The following is a 14034-nucleotide window of genomic DNA, read 5'->3' on the forward strand; positions in this document are numbered from 1 at the left end:
GCGTCGCCAGGCGTCAGTCGCCACAGCCCGCCGGCGAGTCGAGGGCGGAGATCGCAGCGGTGGCCTCCGCCAGCAGGGCCCGACGCTCCCGCGGCATCGCCCCGAAGACGGCGGACTCGACGTCGTCCAGCGCACGGTCGGCCGCGACCAGGAGTTCGCGTCCCTCGTCGGTGATCGACACGATCTGCCGGCGACGATCCTCCGGGTCGCGGTTCCGTTCGACGTAACGAGCCTTCTGCAGCGCGTCGAGGTAGGCGACGATGTCCCCCGGATCGAGCACCACCCGCGCCGCGAGGGCCTTCTGGTGGCACGGACCGAGTTCGTTCAAGGTGCTGAGAATCGCGTGTTGGTTGGGGAGCAACCCCACCTCGGAGAGCTTCTCGGCGTAGAACTGCCGAACCTTCCACGCGGCCTTGACGAACACGTACCCGAGCCTGTCGCCGAGCGGCGGGGTGTCGGAGTCGTGAGCGGAAGGCATGGAGCGAGTATAGGGAGGACGGCTCGCTCACCTGCCGCGGCGATCCGCTCACCGCTCGACCGGCTTGGCCATCTCCCTCATCAGCAGGTCGGTCATCTTGAGCGCCCGGTCGCCGCCGTCCGCGTCGGCCACGAACACCGCGAACGCGAGGTCACCGCGGGCGCCGAAGAACCAGCGATCGGTGTCGTTGCCCGACGCGATCCCCATGAGATCGGGGTACTGCTTGAGGAACGACGCCGGCCCCTTCTGGACGTTGTCGCGCATCGCGGTTCGCAGCTGGTCGGTGACGTTCGCCGGGAGCGCGTCCTCGACGTCCTTCGCCGTGGCCTGCTGGCCCTCGACGATCATCGGCATCGGGGCACTCCCGCGGGCCACGGACGCCGCCACCATAGCGAGCCCGAACGGGCTCACCTGCGACTCGGTGCCGTTCTTCGACTTCATCACCTGGTCCACCCCGGACTGCGACGACGTCAGCACCGCGGTCTCCGGATCGAGTCCCGGCATCTCGTAGTGCAGTCCGAGACCGAGCTGCCGTCCGGCGCGCTCGAGTTGGTCGTCGCTGACCTTGCCCGGTTCGACGCCCGCCTGCGTCGCCGCGGCCTGGCGCACCAGATCGAGGGAGTTGCCGGCCGGATACAACCCGGTGAAAGCCACCGGCCCCTGTTCGATCGACTGATTGTTCTGGGCCGCAACCACAACCGCTCCGGTCGACGGCCGGATCGCGACGATCGCGGCCGGGGTGCCGACACTGACGACGGCGTTCTCGGCGGCCAACTGCAGATTCGAGTCGAGAGTGGCCTTGATGTCCGGTCCGGGCGGACCCTGGTAGCCCACCTGCTGCTGCATCCCGCCGTCCGGTTCGACGACGTTGACGGCCCAGCCGGAGGTGGCATCTCGGTTCATCTGCCACACGGTGCGCAGCGGATCGAGCAGGGGCGTGACGATCCGCCGGTCGGTCGTGATGAGCTTGGGCTGCTTGTCGACCACGACGCCGGGGATGCCGGTCAGGTTCTTCTCCAGGTATTGGTAGTCCTGGTCACGCAGCAGGACCGCGACCACCTTCTCCCCCGGCTTCGCGGCGAGCTCCTGCCGCATCGAGTCGCCGGTCACGAGAGGGGCAACGGGCTCGAGGGCCTTCGCGAGGCGGTCGGTGCTGGCGACCGGATCGGGCATCGACGCCGGGTCGAGGGTCACGGCGTTGATCGTCTGCTCCGCCATCAGGGGGTTACCCGCGCCGTCGATCACCCGAGGCGGAGCCGCATCGGTACGGTCGTACCGAACCGTCCGACCGTGGCCGAGCTCCGGCGCCAGGAGGGTGGGGTCCCAGGACACGCGCCAGCCCACCGACAGCTTCTTGACGCCGCCGTCGACGTAGTAGCTCCAGTCCTTCCCCTCGCCGAAGTTCCATGCGGCGTCGACGGTGAAGAACCCGGAATCGCCGTTCAGTTCCACGAACTGGGCGAGGGTCCACTGAGAATCCTTGGCGTCGAGCCCATCGAACATCTGCTGGATGGATTCCTGGGCCGCATTGGGATACGACGTGAGGGCGGCGGCAGCCTCGGCGTCCCGATCGTTGAGGGCTTCGACGAACCCGTTGACGACCGATTGTGCACTCGCATCAGACTTTTGACCCACACAGGACACGAGCGCGGCCGCCAGCACCGCCACGAGGACGAGCGGCAGGGCAATCGCACAGCTACGCCGGACGCGGGGCGACGCTCGGAAACCCATGGCCACAATCCTCCCGTTTGTCACATGCGTAACAAGCACGGATCGCCTACGAAGAAGTCACGATTGCGCCACCGGCGCGCGTTTTCGATACCTCCCCGTTACCACGCGAGCCCGACTCGGGGGTTGCGCGGACCTACCGCAGGAAACGACCGGCAGCGTCCAGCGCGGGTCCCGAACTGTCCGCTCCCGCAACGAAAACCGCGAAAGCAAGATCCCCGTCGATGCCCACGAACCATCCGTGTGAGTCTGTGCCATCACCGTACTCCGCGGTGCCCGTCTTGCCCGCAAGGTTCGGCAGATCGGCGAGAATCTTCGCGGTCCCGTCCGTTACCGTTTCGCGCATCATCGCGCGCAGGTCGTCGTCCACGTCCCGAGGCGCCGGGGCGACGGTGCGGTCCGCGGTGCCGGGTCGGCCGACGACCATCGTCGGCGCCGGCGTGGCACCGTTGGCGATGGACGCCGCGACGAGCGCCATCCCGAACGGCGAGGCAGTCACCGCGCCCTGGCCGATCGCCGACTCGACCCGGGCCGCGGGTGTCTCTGCGGGAGGGACTGCTCCGGTGACCGTCGTCAGCCCCGGCGTCACGTAGTCCAGGCCGAGACCGAATTGAGCGGCGGCCTGCGGCAGCGCGTCGGCGGGCAGCGAGACGGCGAGGCGGGCCATCGTCGTGTTGCACGAGTGCGCGAACGCGGTGTGCAGGGGCACCGGCCCGAGGTCGAAGTTGTCGTCGTTGGGGATCTGCCGACCTTCGACGTTCTCGGTGCCCGGGCACGGCAGCACGGTGTCGGGTGTGACGTTCCCGGCCTGCAGCGCCGCCGACGTCGTCACCGTCTTGAACGTCGATCCGGGCGGATACAGGCCGGTGAGCGCGATCGCGCCCTGAGCGTCGGCGGGGGCGTTCTGGGCGACGGCGAGGACCGCGCCGGTCGACGGGCGCAGCGCCACGATCGCCGCCGGCTGCGGGATGCCCGCGAGCGCGTTCTCGGCCGCCGTCTGCAGCTTCGGGTCGAGCGTGGTGTCGATGTTCGGGGCGGGGGTCCCGTCCTGTCCGGCGAGTCGGCGCACGCTTCCGTCCGACCCCACCATCTGCACCGCCCACCCGGCCGACGCGTCCTGTCCCTCCTGCCAGAGATTCGCGAGGTCGGCGAACACCGGCGACGACAACGCCTTGTCCACGGTGAGCAGCCGGGTCTGGTCCACCAGTTCCACGCCCGGGATCGCCGCCAGCTGCCCGCGGATGGGCGCAATGTCGGATTCGCGCAATGCGATTGCCGTGACGGGCTTGCCGTCGGCCTTCGCGAGGTCGCCGCGAAGCGAGTCGACGGTGATCGTCGGGACGATCGGCGTCAGCAGCGGCGCCACCGCGTTCGCGTCCGCCGAGGGCTGCAGGTTCACCAGCGTGACCACCTGCTGCGTCATGATCGGCTGACCGTCGCTCGCCCGCACCTGCGGCGGCTTCCCCGTCGTCGGGGTGAACCGCACCGTCGAGTCCGCGTCGAGCCCCGGTACCAGCAATGCGGGATCCCACGAAAGCCGTTGCTCACCCGAGACGTTCACCACCTTGCCTTCGGTGGAGTAGTGCCATTCCTTCCCGTCGCCGAGGTCCCAGTCCGCGTCGAGGGTGAACGAATCGCCGCCCTGCGCGACGGTGAAACTGCGCCCCTGCGCGGCGAGACCGTCGAACATCGCGGTGATCGCGGCCGACGCGGCGGCCGGGTCCGTCGTCAGGTCCGCGGCCGCCTGGGCGTCGCCGTTCGCGAGGGCGTCGGCGAACCGCTGCTCGGGCGACGGGTCGTCGCCTCCACATCCGGCCAGCACCAGAGCGGACGCGGTGACCAGGGCGATCAGATTCGTACGGGACACGAGACGCGGCGCAGCCATGCCGTCGATGATGCCCCAGAAACCGACGTCGGGGGTGGCAGCGCTACCGCGCCCGGCGGCTCAGCTGATCGCCGGTAGCCGGACAACCTGGCCGGCGTAGGCCAATCCGGCACCGAAGCCGAGCAGCAGCGCGGTGTCACCGGGCTTCGCACCGCCCGACCTGAGGAGTTGTTCCATCGCCATCGGGATCGACGCCGCGCTGGTGTTGCCCGTCTCGACGATGTCGCGGGCCACCGCGACGGTGTCGGGCAGCCCGAGGGTCCGGATCAGGGCGTCGGTGATGCGGCTGTTGGCCTGGTGCGGCACGAAGGCGTCCAGGTCGTCGGCCGTGATTCCGGATTTGTCGAGAGCATCACGGCACGCCTTCTCCAGGAACGTCACCGCCCAACGGAACACGGCCTGACCGTTCATCCGGATGTACGGTCGTTCCGCTTCCGCGCCCTTCTCCTGCACCTCGGCGAAGTACTGCTGGAAGTCCTTGTCCTGCTTGATCGCCGCGGTCTGGCTGCCGTCCGATCCCCAGGCGACGGGACCGATGCCCTCTTCCTCGGCGGGACCCACCACGACCGCGCCGGCACCGTCGGCGAAGATGAATGCGCAGGTCCGGTCGGTCTGATCGAGGAGATCGGACAGTCGTTCCACACCGATCACCAGGACGTGCCGCGCCTGCCCGGCGCGGACGAGGCTCGCGGCGTTGCCCAGCGCGTAGCAGAAGCCGGCGCAGCCGGCGGAAATGTCGTACGCGGGGGTGTCCTGCATGCCGAGTTCGGTGGCCACCACCGCCCCCGCCGACGGCCCCAGCACCATCTGCGAGGACGTGGCCAGCACGACGGCGTCGATCTGGTCTGCCGCGAGACCCGCGGCGGCGAGCGCGTCGCGGGAGGCCGCGACGCTCATCCCGACGATGGTCTCGTCCGGTTCGGCCCAGCGACGGGCGGTGATACCCGAACGGGTCCGGATCCACTCGTCGGACGACTCGATCCGGTCGACGATCTCGGCGTTGGGCACGACGCGGCGGGGCCGGTACGCCCCGAGACCCAGGAGGGCTGCGTGGGCGATGGGACTGGCGGTGGCGATGGGGGCGGGCACGGCATCCTCTCCATGTGAACCGATCGGTTCACATGGACTAGATCTAACCTGAACCGATCGGTCCACACAAGCCCGGAAGGAACCCGCATGACCTCCCCACGACCGCGAGCTCGACTACTCACGAGCACGATCGCCGTGGTGCAGGAATACGGAGTGCATGCCGCCGGCCTGACCGAGCTGCTCAAACGCAGCAATACGTCGCGCAACTCCCTGTATCAACACTTCCCGGCCGGCAAGGGCCAACTCGTCGAAACCGCGGCCCGGATCGTGTCGCGCGTGGTGCATTCGCACCTGGCCGTCATGGCGGACAAGCTCGCGAGCGCGCCATCGGTGGCGCAGTGGCTGGACGAGCTCTTCGCGTTCTGGCTCGAACCGCTGGAGTCCAGCGAGTATCGCCTGGGTTCGTTCATGATGGCGGCGGCACTGGACGAATCGGACCCGGCGGTGCAGGCCGCCGCCGGCCAGGCGTTCGACGACTGGACCACCCGGCTCGCGACCGGCATGGAGGCGGCCGGAATCGAGGGATCCACCGCCCGCTCCACGGCGGGGGTGCTGCTGTCCGTGATCGAGGGCGCCATCGTGCAGAGCCGTGCAGTCGAGTCGAGCCGGCCGTTCGCCGACGCGCACGCCCAACTCGGTCTCCTGCTGGAGCATCACCTCGCCCGCTGACGCGTCCCCGAGCCGCGCGGCGCCCATCTCGGAAGGTCGTGGAAACAGACCCGTTCGCCGGTGGCGCTCGTCCGCGAACGGAGTAATCATGTAATCAGTGCAAGCAGATCGACCCGAGGAGGACGATCATGAGAAGAGCACACGGATTCGGACGACCCGGCGGCTGGCAGCAGGCCGATGTTCCCGACGCCTCGGATGCCGCGGACTGGTTCGCGGGCAGACTTCCCGACGATTGGTTCACCGGTCCCGCCACCGTCGAGGTGGACCGCGAGGAGATCGTCGTGACGGGCGAACTACCACCGGTCGAGGTCGGCGAGGGCGAGGACTCCGAGGCGGCAGCCGCGGGGCGCGTCGCGAGGTTCCGAGAATCCACCAGACCCGAACGCATGCAGATCGCCGACGAGGCCGAGGACCGCTACGGGCGAAAGGTCGCGTGGAGCGTCACGATCGGTGACCGGCGAATCCTGTTCACCCACCTCGCCGTTCCGGTGATGACGAGGCTGCGTCAGCCCGAACGCAAGGTTCTCGACACCCTCGTCGACGCGGGTGTGGCACGCTCCCGCTCCGACGCGTTGAAGTGGACCGTGAAGCTGGCCGGTCAGCACACCGAGGAATGGCTCGCGGAACTACGCGAGGCGATGCGCAAGGTCGACGACCTCAGAACGGAGGGACCACAGATCTAGCGGGGCCCCGGATCTAGCGGACCCCGGATCCTCGACCGGACCCGACCGAGGTCACTCCAGCGTGACCTCGGTCAGCCGACCGGTGGCGACGTCGAACACGAAGCCGCGCAACGACTCCGTGAGTGTGACGAACGGGCTCGCGGCGACGCGGCGCAGCGACTGCCGGACGTCCTCTTCGACGTTCGGGAACGACTCGGCGGACCACGCGGGCTTGATGCCGGTCTCGTCCTGGATGGCGCGTTTGAACTCGTCGTCGGTGAATGTCAGCATGCCGCAGTCGGTGTGGTGGATGAGGATGATCTCGCGCGTGCCCAGCAACCGCTGGCTGATCGCGAGGGATCGGATCTCGTCGTCGGTGACGACACCGCCCGCGTTGCGGATCACGTGCGCCTCGCCCGGGCCGAGCCCAAGAATGCGATAGACATCCAGCCGCGCGTCCATGCACGCGACGACGGCGACGTGCCTGCTCGGCGGCAGCGGCAGCGGGCCTGAGAAGCTCTCGGCGTAGCGCTTGTTGTTCTCGAGGTATTCGTCGGTGACCGTCATCGGTGTCTCCCGGTTCCGTCGGGCCCGGCGCCCGTACCCTGTTCCATGATCGTCGCGGCGACGGGAGCGCGGAACCCTTCCGCGCCCCTCGAGCGGAATAAACGGGTTGCGTACCGGTTGAACCGGTCATACCGTGGTCGACGTCAGTGTTTCCGATCGATAGGACAGAGCCCTTGCTCCTGTAGAGGTGATCCCGCGCCAGAGCGCGGCGTGTGCAGTGGCACGCGTCTGCGCACCGCACGCAACCTCTCGGAGCATCCATGGCACATTCCTCCACCTCTGTCTCCCTGTCCGATCTCACCTATTCGTGGCCCGACGGGACCCCGGTCGTCGACGGTCTCGACGCCGTGATCTGCTCGGGCCGAACCGGTCTGGTGGGCCTCAACGGCGCAGGCAAGTCGACGCTGCTGAAGCTGATCGCCGGCCACCTGCCGCCGTCCCGCGGTTCCGTCACCACTCACGGCACCGTCGCGTACCTGCCGCAGGACCTGACTCTCGACCCGAACGTCCGGGTCGACACGGTTCTGGGGATCGCCGACATTCGACAAGCATTGGCGCGCATCGAGTCCGGCACGGCCGCCGACACCGACTTCGACACGGTCGGCTCGGCGTGGGACATCGAGGAGCGGGCGGTGTCGACGCTGCACCGGCTGGGTCTGCGACACATCGTCCCCGACGCTTCCGGTTTGGACCGCACGGTGGGCGAATTGTCCGGCGGTGAAACGACATTGCTCGGTCTCACCGCACAGCTACTCGCCGAGCCCGACGTTCTGCTGCTCGACGAGCCGACCAACAACCTGGACCGCGACAGTCGAACGCTGCTCAGCGACGCGGTCCGACAGTTCCCGGGCACCGTCCTCGTCGTGAGCCACGACCGGGACCTGCTCGACACGATGGAGTCGATCGCCGAACTTCGCGACGGGCGCCTGCGCATGTTCGGCGGCAACTTCGGTGAGTACCAGCGCGCGGTCGAGGCCGAGCAGGAAACGGCGCGGGCCGCGGTGCGGGACGCCCGCAGCGACGTCCGCAAGCAGAGCCGCGAGCTCGTCGAGGCGCAGACCAAGATCGATCGACGAGAGCGCTACGGGCGCAAGATGTACGAGAACAAGCGTGAACCCAAGATCGTGATGGGGCTGCGCAAGCGCGCCGCCCAGGAGTCGGCAGGCAAGCTGCGCGGCAACCACATCGAGAAGCTCGGGGATGCGAAGCGCGCGCTGTCCGAGGCCCAGGATCTGGTACGTGACGACCGCGAGATCCGCATCGACCTGCCCGACACCGCGGTGTTCCCCGGCCAGCAGGTGATCGTCCTGCCGGAAACGCGCCTGCGCAGCGGTCAGACGCTCGAGCTCACCGTCACCGGCCCCGAGCGCATCGCGCTCAGCGGACGCAACGGGATCGGCAAGACGACACTGCTGCACGAGATCGCCCGACACGGCGCGAAAGTGCCGTTCGCGCTGCTCCCCCAGCGGCTCGACATCTTCGACGACGCCAAGTCGGTGGCGGAGAACGTCGCGGCGGCCGCGCCGCACGCCTCGGCGGAGACGATCCGCGCGGGACTGGCGCGGTTCCTGTTCCGCGGGGCGGACGCCGACGCCGCGGTATCGACGCTGTCCGGTGGCGAGCGCCTGCGAGCCGCACTGGCGATGCTCCTGGCCGCGGACCCGCCACCGCGCCTGCTCATGCTCGACGAGCCGACCAACAACCTCGATCTCCCGAGCCTCGCGCACCTGGTCCAGGCACTGAACGGTTTTCGCGGCGCGCTGATCGTGGTCAGCCACGACCAGCAGTTCCTGCGCGACATCGGCATCACGCGGGAACTGTCGGTCGACGAGTCGGGGCTCACCGAATCGTCGGTGGAACCCGCCGAGTGACGGCGCGACGGTATGAGCTTCGTCTCTTTCGGCGGGCCGATTCGCGGCCGCTCTGCATACGTGTGGCCCGCGGCTCCAGAGCAGAAGGTCCCGGGTCGGTGTCACAGCAACCCCACGCGACACATCCGGACACCACTTGCGATTCATGAGCTTCGGCAACGAATTCGGCTGCGTCACAGGGTGTTGCAGAAGCCGTTACGGTGGTTGCCGAGCAAGGCGAATGCCGCGCTCGGCAACCACTTCGACCCTCGAAAGTCGCTCATGATCGACACGAAGAACCACGACTCCTCGGAACTCGGTGACGTGGTGGTCCAGCCGGCCGAACCTGCACTCCCCAGCGAACACGCCAAACGCGCGGCCCTGATCGTGTGCGCGGTACTGATGGCCGTCGGTCCGGCGGCCCTCGCACTGTGGCTGGGCGTACGGATGGTCGAGACCGGTCGGGTACTGCTGCTGACCGTGGCGGCCCTCGCGGCCGCGTGCCTCCTGCTGCGCCCCCGCTGATAGGAGCGGGAACGGCTGTCGAACCGGATCATTCCGGAAAGCCTGTTCAGCTGTTCAGATGTCCCGATAGACTTGGCGACTACCATTCCCCGGCTCTCGGGAGGCCAGCGTGGCAGTCGAAACCGATGTCGTCGCAATGCACATGAGCGACGGGATCATCAGCGCCCCCGCCTCGGTCCTGTTCTGGGCCGTCGCGGTCGTCGGCATCGGCATCGCAATCTGGCGCGCCGGAACCGAACTCGACGAGCGGACCGCGCCCATGGCCGGTCTGGTCGCCGCGTTCGTGTTCGCGGTGCAGATGATCAACTTTCCGATCCTGCCGGGCGTCAGCGGACATCTCCTCGGTGGCGCCCTCGCCGCGATCCTCGTCGGCCCGTACACGGGCGCGCTGTGCATCGCGATCGTGCTGACCGTCCAGTCCCTGTTGTTCGCCGACGGCGGCCTCACCGCGCTGGGCGCGAACATCACCAACATGGCGCTGGTCGGGACCGCAGCCGGGTACGCCGTCGCTGTCGCGCTGCGCCCGCTGCTCGCCCACCGCGGGGACGGCGGGATCGGCGTGCTGGCGTTCGTGTCCGCCTGGTGCGCAACCGTTCTCGCCGCGTCGATGTTCGTCGTGGAGTACGCGATCGGCGGATCCGCGGTCACCTCGCTGCACACGGTCGCGGCCTACATGCTCGGCACCCACGCCCTCATCGGCGTCGGGGAGGGCATCATCACCGCGTTCACGGTCGTCGCGGTCGCGCGGGCCCGGCCCGACCTGGTGTACCTGCTGCGCTCGCAACCGGCGCGGTCGAAACGCGAGGGAGTGGCGTCGATATGAGCACCTCCTCGCGCAGACGATCGTGGTTCCTCGTCGGATTCGCGGTCGCGGCCCTGCTGATCGCCGGTGTCCTGTCGTACTTCGCCAGTTCCAGCCCGGACGGCCTCGACTCCACGACGCTGCGCGGATGCGAGGTCGTGAAAACCGAAACCGGCGAACAGCTCGACGGCAGTTGCATAGCCCAGGGCGCCACCGACCACCACCTGTCGTCGTCGCCGTTCGCCGGCTACTCGATCCACGGCGACGGGGCACTCACCGGCGTCGCGGGGATCCTCGGCGTGATCGCGGTCTTCGTGGTGGCCGGCCTGCTGTTCCGCCTGATCGCGCGTCGGAGGCCGTGAGGTGTCGGGGTCGCACACGCACCCGCTGTACCTCGAAGGCGCATCGCCCGTGCACAACCTGCCCACCGAGGTGAAGATCGTCGCCGCCTTCGTCGGGGTCTTCGCGATCGTCGCGACGTCACGAGAAGCCTTCTGGGCGTTCGTGACATACCTCGCGATCCTGGTGGTGGTGTGGCGGATCGCCGGGATCTCGGTGCGGTGGCTCGCGCCGCGCATGCTGATCGAGGCGCCCTTCGTCGTGCTCGCCGTGCTGCTGCCGTTCGCGGAGGGCGGCGACCGGGTGACGGTCCTGGGCCTGTCGCTGTCCGTTCCGGGTCTGCTCGCGGCGTGGAACATCCTGGTCAAGGGCACCCTGGGTGTCCTGGTCTCGTTGACGCTCGCGGCCACCACCCCGATGCGGGCCCTGCCGGCGGGGCTGTCCCGCCTGCACCTGCCCGGTGTGGTCGTCACGGTCGCGACGCTCATGGTCCGCTACGTGAATCTCCTTGCCGGAGAGATCGACCGGATGCGTATCGCCCGTATCTCCCGCGGCGACGACCCGCGTGCCCTGCACCAGGTCGGCGCCGCCGCCCGTGGGGTGGGCGGGACGTTCCTGCGCGCGTACGAGCGCGGCGAACGCGTGCACCTGGCGATGCTCTCGCGGGGGTTCACCGGGACGGTCCCGCTGTCCACGGCGCCCGCTCGAGGTCGCGACTGGTCGATGGCGCTGGCGCCCGCCGTGTGCGCGGTGGCGGTCGCGACTACGGCATGGGTGGTGTGAGATGAGTTCTCCCGCGATCGAGACCACCGGGCTCGTCTTCGAATATCCCGACGGCCGAAGAGCACTCGACGGCATCGACCTCGCGATCGCACCCGGCGAACGCGTCGCGGTCCTGGGCCCCAACGGCGCCGGCAAGACCACCCTGATCCTCCAGCTCAACGCCGTACTCACCGCGACCGCGGGGTCGGTCCGGATAAGCGGCCTCGCGGTCGACCGGAGGAACCTGCGCGAGATCCGCCGCAGGGTGGGCGTGGTGTTCCAGGACCCCGACGACCAGTTGTTCATGCCCACCGTCGCCGAGGATGTCGCGTTCGGGCCCGCCAACTTCGGGGTCCGCGGTGCGGAACTCGAACGACGCGTGACCGACGCGCTCGAGCAGGTCGGGATGGCCGAGCACGCCCACCGCAGCGCCGGTCACCTCTCGGGTGGCCAGCGCCGACGCGTCGCACTCGCGACGGTCCTGGCGTGCCGGCCCGACGTGCTCGTGCTCGACGAGCCGTCGACCAATCTGGACCCCGTCGCCCGTCGCGAACTCGCGGAGGTGCTCACCCGCCTGGAGACCACCCTGATCCTGGTCACGCACGACCTGCCGTACGCCGCGCAGCTCTGCCGGCGCGCGGTGATCCTCGACGAGGGCCGATTGGTGGCGGACGACCGGATCGACCGGGTCCTGACCGACGCCGACCTGTTGGCCACGCACCGGCTCGAACTGCCGTGGGGGTTCACGCTTCCCGGAGTGGATCGGCTGTCGGATCCGTCACGGGACCGGTGAACTCGGCGGCGAGTCGCGGATTGGTCTGCCTCAGTTGCCAATCGGTCCAGTACTCGAGGCTGCCCGCCTGGTCCGCGTCGAGCCGTTCGCACACCAGGTCCCAGTGCACGGCCACCCGATCGCCCACCCGCAGCTCCGGCACGAACGGACCGGTGGCCGTGCGCCGGCGGGCGGGTCGGTCCTCGAGCGGCCCCAACGTCAGCTTCGCACCGTCGAACTGCAGCCCCCGCGAGCGCACCACCGCGGCATCCGGCCGCAACTCCACGACGACGCCGTTGCGGATGCGGCACGAGTCCAGGACGTGCAGTGGTTGCGGCATCCCCGAGCCGAGCAGTCGCGTCCACGGATAGACGCCGAACACGTGGAACGCGTGGGTGGGTGCGACCTCGGACAGCAGGTCGTCGGTGAGGTACTTCCAGTAGTGGCCCGCGCGTGCGCCCAGGCGGCCGAGCAGTTCCCGGCCGAACCGTTCGCGGTCCACCGCCGCCGTCAACTCGTTGCCGGTCCAGTAACCACGCACGACGCGCTCGTCGAGGACGTCGTCCACCCCGGACAACTCGGCCAGCAACTCCTGGTACGGCCACGCGCCACTGAACTGCCGTGCGGCAGAATCCACCCCACCGACGTCCGCCCCCTCGCCCCCGCAGGCAACCTTCTCGAGGACCGCAGCCCCGACCGGACCGCAGTACCCGAGCGCGTTGGGCGCGTACGCGTACCGCGCGAACAGGCTGCGGCCGGACCGGCCACTCACTCGGGTCTCCGCCCGACCAGCAGCGCGGTCTCGCGGTGCAACCGTCCGAAGTTGTAGTAGGCGGCGCACGCGCCCTCCGGTGAGACCATGCACGTGCCGATCGGGGTCTCGGGCGTGCAGGCGGTGCCGAACACCTTGCACTCCCACGGCTTGATCACCCCCTTGAGTACCTCACCGCACTGGCACGCCTTGGGGTCGGCCACCCGCACGCCGGGCATCGAGAAGCGCTCCTCGGCGTCGAACTCGACGTAGTCCGGGTGGATCCTCAATGCGCTCTGCGAGATGAAACCGAGCCCGCGCCATTCGAAATGCGGCCGAAGCGCGAAGGTTTCGCTCATCAGCTTCAGCGCCTGCATGTTGCCCTCCGGTCGCACCACCCGGATGTACTGGTTCTCCACCTCACAGCGTCCCTCGCGGATCTGCTGCAACAGCATGTGCACCGACGCGAGGATGTCGAGCGGTTCGAACCCCGCCACCACCATCGGCTTCCCGTACACCTCGGGGACGAACCGGTACGGCCGCAACCCCACCACGGTGGACACGTGGCCGGGCCCGAGGAACCCGTCGAGTCGCAGGTCCGGGGACTCGAGGATCGCCTTGATCGGCGGCACGATCGTCACGTGGTTGCAGAAGATGCTGAAGTTCGTCACGCCCATCTGCCGCGCGCGGACCAGCGTCACCGCGGTCGACGGGGCGGTGGTCTCGAAGCCGACCGCGAAGAACACCACCTGCTTGTCCGGGTTGTCCAGGGCGATCTTGAGCGCGTCGAGCGGCGAATACACGAATCGCACATCCGCGCCACGGGCTTTCGCCTCGATGAGGTTGCCGTGGGATCCGGGCACGCGCATCATGTCGCCGAACGTCGTGAAGACGACGTCGGGCTGTTCGGCGAGGTACATCGCGTCGTCGACACGGCCCATCGGGATCACGCACACCGGGCAGCCCGGTCCGTGCACGAGTTCCACGGACGGCGGCAGCAGGTGTTCGATGCCGTGCCGGTAGATGGTGTGGGTGTGCCCGCCGCACACCTCCATGAATTTGAACTCGTCGTCGCCGGCGAGTTCGGTGATCGACCGGACCAGCGCCCGGGCCGCCGCCGGGTCACGGAATTCGTCCACGAATTTCATGCTGCAA

The 14034-nt window shown here is 68.9% G+C and carries 15 protein-coding genes; 8 read left to right on the plus strand and 7 right to left on the minus strand.

Going from position 1 to position 14034, the window contains the following annotated elements:
- Positions 1-13: 13 nt before the first annotated feature.
- The 4 genes from ACQ5DX_RS20395 to ACQ5DX_RS20410 form a co-directional block, all read right to left on the minus strand.
- Positions 14-478, minus strand: coding sequence for a MarR family winged helix-turn-helix transcriptional regulator (locus tag ACQ5DX_RS20395; protein ID WP_430334298.1), 465 nt, complete (start codon positions 476-478; stop codon positions 14-16).
- A 48-nt stretch (positions 479-526) separates the two neighbouring features.
- Positions 527-2209: an NTF2-like N-terminal transpeptidase domain-containing protein gene (locus tag ACQ5DX_RS20400; RefSeq protein ID WP_430334299.1), complete on the minus strand. Its 1683-nt coding sequence runs from the start codon at positions 2207-2209 to the stop codon at positions 527-529.
- 133 nt (positions 2210-2342) lie between these two features.
- The gene (locus tag ACQ5DX_RS20405; protein WP_430334300.1) at positions 2343-4091 is read right to left on the minus strand and encodes a penicillin-binding transpeptidase domain-containing protein; all 1749 of its coding nucleotides are present in this window, start codon (positions 4089-4091) and stop codon (positions 2343-2345) included.
- 60 nt (positions 4092-4151) lie between these two features.
- A complete protein-coding gene (locus tag ACQ5DX_RS20410; RefSeq protein ID WP_430334301.1) occupies positions 4152-5180 on the minus strand; it encodes a beta-ketoacyl-ACP synthase III in 1029 nt (342 codons plus the stop codon).
- Positions 5181-5267: 87 nt separating this feature from the next.
- On the opposite strand from ACQ5DX_RS20410, the gene ACQ5DX_RS20415 reads away from it, so the two are divergent.
- Positions 5268-5849 carry a TetR/AcrR family transcriptional regulator gene (locus ACQ5DX_RS20415; RefSeq protein ID WP_430334302.1) on the plus strand — a complete coding sequence of 194 codons (582 nt, stop codon included), beginning with the start codon at positions 5268-5270 and terminating at the stop codon, positions 5847-5849.
- A gap of 128 nt (positions 5850-5977) precedes the next feature.
- The gene (locus ACQ5DX_RS20420) at positions 5978-6532 is read left to right on the plus strand and encodes a hypothetical protein (protein ID WP_430334303.1); all 555 of its coding nucleotides are present in this window, start codon (positions 5978-5980) and stop codon (positions 6530-6532) included.
- A gap of 51 nt (positions 6533-6583) precedes the next feature.
- Here ACQ5DX_RS20420 and ACQ5DX_RS20425 read toward each other — a convergent pair whose 3' ends face one another.
- A complete protein-coding gene (locus ACQ5DX_RS20425; protein ID WP_430334304.1) occupies positions 6584-7078 on the minus strand; it encodes a beta-class carbonic anhydrase in 495 nt (164 codons plus the stop codon).
- 260 nt (positions 7079-7338) lie between these two features.
- On the opposite strand from ACQ5DX_RS20425, the gene ACQ5DX_RS20430 reads away from it, so the two are divergent.
- The 6 genes from ACQ5DX_RS20430 (at position 7339) to ACQ5DX_RS20455 (ending at position 12149) form a co-directional block, all read left to right on the plus strand.
- Entirely contained in the window at positions 7339-8949 is a 1611-nt protein-coding gene (locus ACQ5DX_RS20430; protein ID WP_430334305.1) for an ABC-F family ATP-binding cassette domain-containing protein, read from the plus strand.
- Positions 8950-9210: 261 nt separating this feature from the next.
- On the plus strand, positions 9211-9453 hold the full coding sequence (locus ACQ5DX_RS20435) for a hypothetical protein (RefSeq protein ID WP_430334306.1): 243 nt from the start codon (positions 9211-9213) through the stop codon (positions 9451-9453).
- 136 nt (positions 9454-9589) lie between these two features.
- Positions 9590-10276: an energy-coupling factor ABC transporter permease gene (locus tag ACQ5DX_RS20440; protein WP_430335759.1), complete on the plus strand. Its 687-nt coding sequence runs from the start codon at positions 9590-9592 to the stop codon at positions 10274-10276.
- Complete coding sequence (locus ACQ5DX_RS20445; RefSeq protein ID WP_430334307.1) at positions 10273-10617, plus strand: PDGLE domain-containing protein; 345 nt, start codon at positions 10273-10275, stop codon at positions 10615-10617. Before ACQ5DX_RS20440 ends, ACQ5DX_RS20445 begins: the two co-directional genes overlap by 4 nt.
- Before the next feature lies 1 nt (position 10618).
- A complete protein-coding gene (gene cbiQ / locus ACQ5DX_RS20450; RefSeq protein WP_430334308.1) occupies positions 10619-11377 on the plus strand; it encodes a cobalt ECF transporter T component CbiQ in 759 nt (252 codons plus the stop codon).
- 1 nt (position 11378) lies between these two features.
- Positions 11379-12149 carry an energy-coupling factor ABC transporter ATP-binding protein gene (locus tag ACQ5DX_RS20455; protein WP_430334309.1) on the plus strand — a complete coding sequence of 257 codons (771 nt, stop codon included), beginning with the start codon at positions 11379-11381 and terminating at the stop codon, positions 12147-12149.
- Here ACQ5DX_RS20455 and ACQ5DX_RS20460 read toward each other — a convergent pair.
- Positions 12100-12900: a DUF6390 family protein gene (locus tag ACQ5DX_RS20460; RefSeq protein ID WP_430334310.1), complete on the minus strand. Its 801-nt coding sequence runs from the start codon at positions 12898-12900 to the stop codon at positions 12100-12102. The two genes, ACQ5DX_RS20455 and ACQ5DX_RS20460, sit on opposite strands and share 50 nt — an antisense overlap.
- Entirely contained in the window at positions 12897-14027 is a 1131-nt protein-coding gene (gene hypD, locus ACQ5DX_RS20465; RefSeq protein WP_430334311.1) for a hydrogenase formation protein HypD, read from the minus strand. The genes ACQ5DX_RS20460 and hypD overlap by 4 nt, the downstream gene beginning before the upstream one ends.
- Positions 14028-14034: the final 7 nt, after the last annotated feature.

The organism is Rhodococcus sp. ACT016 (assembly GCF_050477185.1).
Lineage (GTDB): Bacteria > Actinomycetota > Actinomycetes > Mycobacteriales > Mycobacteriaceae > Prescottella.